The organism is Streptomyces sp. adm13(2018) (assembly GCF_008042145.1).
GTDB lineage: Bacteria > Actinomycetota > Actinomycetes > Streptomycetales > Streptomycetaceae > Streptomyces.
In genome coordinates this window covers 1-4,858 of sequence record NZ_RDBH01000115.1, presented here as the reverse complement: position 1 = coordinate 4,858, position 4,858 = coordinate 1, and the positions used below count along the sequence as shown (strand labels likewise).

The 4,858-nt window shown below is 75.3% G+C and carries 1 protein-coding gene; it reads left to right on the top strand.

The window, feature by feature from the left end; genetic code table 11:
- The first annotated feature begins 4 nt into the window (after window positions 1-4).
- Entirely contained in the window at window positions 5-4,855 is a 4,851-nt protein-coding gene (locus EAO70_RS15030) for a non-ribosomal peptide synthetase (RefSeq protein ID WP_148003495.1), read from the top strand.
- Window positions 4,856-4,858 lie beyond the last annotated feature (3 nt).

The following is a 4,858-nucleotide window of genomic DNA, read 5'->3' as shown; positions in this document are numbered from 1 at the left end:
GCCGGTGCCCGCGGCCGGTGCCCGCGTCCTCGTCCTGGACGCCCCCGACACCGTCGACGCGCTCGACCGCGCCCGCACCGACGCACCGGACGCGTCCGACCGCACCGCGCCCGTCACCCCCCACGACGCCGCGTACGTCGTCTACACCTCCGGCTCCACCGGCACGCCCAAGGGCGTCGTCGTCGAGCAGCGGTCCCTGGTCGACTACGTGGTGCGCTGCGCCGCCGAGTACCCCGGCCTGAGCGGACGCACCCTGCTCCACTCGCCGCTCTCCTTCGACCTCGGCCTCACCACCCTCTACGGCACCCTTCTCGCCGGCGGCTGCCTCCACGTCGGCGACCTCGACGAGAGCCTCGACGTCCCCGGCGGCCTGACCTTCCTCAAGGCCACGCCCAGCCACCTGCCCCTCCTCGACACCCTGCCCGACGAACTCTCCCCGACCGCCGAGCTGATGACCGGCGGCGAGGCCCTGCACGCCGAACAGCTCGCCGCCTGGCGCGCCCGGCATCCGCAGGTCGCCGTCGTCAACCACTACGGCCCCACCGAGACCACCGTCGGCGTCCTCGACCACCGCGTCCCGGCCGGCGCCCCCCTCGCGGCCGGACCGGTCCCGCTCGGCCGCCCCATGTGGAACACCCGCGCCTACGTCCTCGACGCGGCCCTGCTCCCTGTGCCCGACGGCGTCACCGGCGACCTCTACATCGCCGGGACCGGCGTGGCACGCGGCTATCTCGGCCGTCCCGCGGGCACCGCCGAACGGTTCGTCGCCGACCCCTACGGACCCTCCGGCGCCCGCATGTACCGCACCGGCGACCGGGTCCGCTGGAACTCCGCGGGCGTCCTGGAGTACGTCGGCCGCGCGGACCACCAGGTCAAGCTCCGCGGCTTCCGGATCGAACTCGGCGAGGTCGAGGCCGCCCTGCTGTCCGCCCCCGGCGTCCGCCAGGCCCTCCCGCTGGTCCGCGAGGACCAGCAGGACGACAAGCGGCTCACCGCCTACGTCGTCCCCGCCCCCGGCGAACGGCTGGTGCCCGACCGCGTCCGCGCCCACGTCGCCGAGGTGCTCCCCGAGTACATGACGCCCACCGCCGTCGTCGTCCTCGACGCGCTCCCGCTCACGGCCAACGGCAAGGTGGACCGGGCCGCGCTGCCCGCCCCCGAGTCCGTCGGCGGACCGGTGACCCGCGCCCCGCGCACCCCGGAGGAGGAGATCCTCGCCGGCCTCTTCGCCGACGTCCTCGGTGTCGCACGCGTCGGCGTCGACGACGACTTCTTCGCCCTCGGCGGCCACTCCCTGCTCGCCATGCGCCTGCTCAGCAGGATCGCCTCCACCCTCGGCGTCCGCGTCGGCGTCAAGGCGCTCTTCGACGCCCCCACCGTCGCCGGCGTCGCCACCCGGCTCACCGCCCCCGGCGAGACGCGCCCCGCGCTCGTCCCCGCCGACCGAGGCGACCGCGTCCCGCTCTCCTTCGCCCAGACCCGGCTGTGGTTCCTCAACCGGCTCGAAGGCCCCAACGCCACCTACAACGTGCCCCTCGTGCTCCGCCTCACCGGCACCCCCGACCGAGGCGCCCTGCGCGCCGCCCTCCGCGACGTCACCGACCGCCACGAGAGCCTGCGCACCGTCTTCCCCGAGACCGACGGCGTCCCCCGCCAGCACGTCCTCGGCCCCGCCGAGGGCGCCGCCGTCCTCGACGAACACACCGTCCCGGCCGCCGAGCTGGAGCAGGCCATCACCGACACCGTCCTCGGCGGCTTCGACCTGACCGTCCAGCCGCCGCTGCGGGCCCGCCTGCTCACCGCCGAAGGCACCGGCGACGGCGACGGCGTGCTCGTCCTCGTCACCCACCACATCGCCAGCGACGGCTGGTCCCTCACCCCGCTGCTCGCCGACCTGTCCCGGGCCTACACCGCCCGGACCCGCGGCGCCGCGCCCGCGTGGGAGCCCCTGCCCGTCCAGTACGCCGACTACACCCTGTGGCAGCGCAGCGTCATGGGCGACGAGACCGACCCCGACAGCCAGCTCACCCGCCAGCTCCACCACTGGAGGGACGCCCTCGACTGCCTCCCCGAGGAACTCGACCTGCCCACCGACCGGCCCCGGCCCGACGTGGCCACCTACCGCGGCGACAACGTGCCGCTGGAGCTCGACGCCGAGACGCACGTCGCACTCGCCGCGCTCGCCCGCGCCCACGGCGTCAGCCTCTTCATGGTCCTCCAGGCCGGCCTCGCCGCCCTGCTGACCCGGCTCGGCGCCGGCGGCGACATCCCCATCGGCACCCCCATCGCCGGACGCACCGACGACGCCCTCGACGACCTCGTCGGCTTCTTCGTCAACACCCTGGTCCTGCGCACCGACACCGCCGGCGACCCGACCTTCCGTGACCTGCTCGCCCGGGTCCGCGAGACCGACCTCGCCGCGTACACCCACCAGGACCTGCCGTTCGAGCGGCTGGTGGAGGAGCTGAACCCGGTGCGGTCACTGGCCCGCCACCCGCTCTTCCAGATCATGCTGATCCTCCACAACACCGCCCGGGCCGAGATCGACCTGCCCGGCCTGCGGGTCGAGGTCGAGGGCGCCGACGCCCCGGTCGCCAAGTTCGACCTGTCCGTCAGCCTCTGGGAGCGGCACACCGCCGACGGCGCCGCCGACGGCATCCTCGGCCGGCTCGAGTACGCCCTCGACCTGTTCGACCGCTCCACCGCGGAAACACTCGTCACCCGGCTCCAGCGGCTCCTCACCGCCGCCGCCCGCACCCCCGAGCTGCCGATCAGCGGCCTCGCGGTCCTCGACGACGCGGAACTCCACGACCTGCTCGTCGTCCGCAACGACACCGCCCACCCGCGGCCCGAGGCGTCACTGCCCGAACTGTTCCGCCGCCAGGCCGCCCGCACCCCGGAGGCCATCGCCCTCGTCCGCGGCGACCTAGCCCTCACCTACGCCGAACTCGACGCCCGCTCCGACCGGCTCGCCCACACCCTGCTCGACCGGGGCGTCCGCCCCGAGGACCGGATCGCGCTGCTCCTCACCGACCGGGCCGCCCACGTCGTGGCGACCCTCGCCGTCGCCAAGGCCGGCGGCGTGTACGTCCCGCTCGACGTACGCAGCCCCGAGGCCCGCACCCGGCGGATCCTCGACGGCACCGCGACCGTCCTCGTCCTCGCCGAGACGGCCACCGCCGGCCACGTCCCGGACGGCTCCGCACCCGTCCTGCTCCTCGACGAAGGGCTCCCGCCGGCCGGCGAGCCCCGCCCGGGACTCCCCGCGATCCACCCGGACCGGCTCGCGTACGTCATGTACACCTCCGGCTCCACCGGTGAGCCGAAGGGCGTCGCCGTCACCCACCGCAACGTCGCCGGGCTCACCCGCGACCGCTACTGGGGCCACGGCGCCGACGACCGGGTGCTCATGCACTCCCCGCCGTCCTTCGACGCCTCCACCTACGAACTGTGGGGGCCCCTCCTCAACGGCGCCCGGATCGTCGCCAACGACGGGGACGCCACCGACATCGCCTCCCTGGCCGCCACCATGACCCGGCACCGCGTCACCATCGGCCTGTTCAGCGAAGGCGTGTTCCGGCTCCTCGCCGAGAACCACGCCACCGCCTTCCGCGACCTCCGCGACATCTACGTCGGCGGCGACACCGCTTCGGCCACCGCCGTCCGCAAGGTCCTGGAGCAGACCACCGGCGCCCGGCTCACCAACAGCTACGGCCCCACCGAGACCACCCTGTGCGTCGTCCACCACGCCCTCACCGACGAGGACGTCGCCCGCAACGCCTTCCCCATCGGCCGACCCCTCGACAACACCCGCGTCTATGTCCTCGACACGGCCCTGCGGCCCGTCCCCGACGGTGTCACCGGCGAACTGTACGTCGCCGGCGAGGGCCTGGCCCGCGGCTACACCCGCCGGCCCGGCCTCACCGCCGAACGCTTCACCGCCGACCCGTACGGACCGCGCGGCTCGCGCATGTACCGCACCGGCGACCGGGTCCGCTGGCGCGCCGACGGCACCCTGGAGTTCGCCGGCCGCGCCGACGCCCAGGTCAAGGTCCGCGGCTTCCGCATCGAACTCGGCGAGGTCGAGGCCGCCGTCGCCGCCCACCCGGCCGTCGCCCAGACCGTCGTGGTGGTCCGCGAGGACCGCCCCGGCGACAAGCGCCTGGTGGCCTACGCCGTCCCGGCCGCCGGCCGCCCGCTCGACCCCGACACGCTCCGCACCCACGTCGCGGCCCTGCTGCCCGACTACATGACGCCCGCCGCGTTCGTCGAACTCGCCGAACTGCCCCTCACCCGCACCGGAAAGCTGGACCGCCGGGCCCTGCCCGCACCCCAGTACGCGGGCGGCGGCGACCGTGCCCCGCGCAACGAGCGCGAGCAGCTCCTCTGCGGCCTCTTCGCCGACCTGCTCGGCGTCCCCCAGGTCGCCGTGGACGACAACTTCTTCGCCATGGGCGGCGACAGCATCGTCTCGATCCAGCTCGTCAGCCGGGCCCGCGAGGCCGGACTCGTCCTCACCCCGCGCGACATCTTCCAGCACCAGACCGTCGAGGCCCTCGCCCTCGCCGCGACCGCCCCGGGCACCGACACCCCGCACACCCCCGACGACGGCACCGGCACCGTGCCCGCCACCCCGATCATGGAGTGGCTGCGCGGCCTCGGCGGCCCCGTCGAGGGCTTCAACCAGTCCGTCCTGCTCCGCACCCCCGCGGGCCTCGGCGAACCGGCCCTGATCGCCGCCGCCCAGGCCGTCCTCGACGGACACGACCTGCTCCGCGCCCGCCTCGACCGGACCGCGACGTGTCGGGGTCGAGCGGGCGGCCGGCGCGGGCGGCCGGCGGCCGGGACGGCGTAGGCC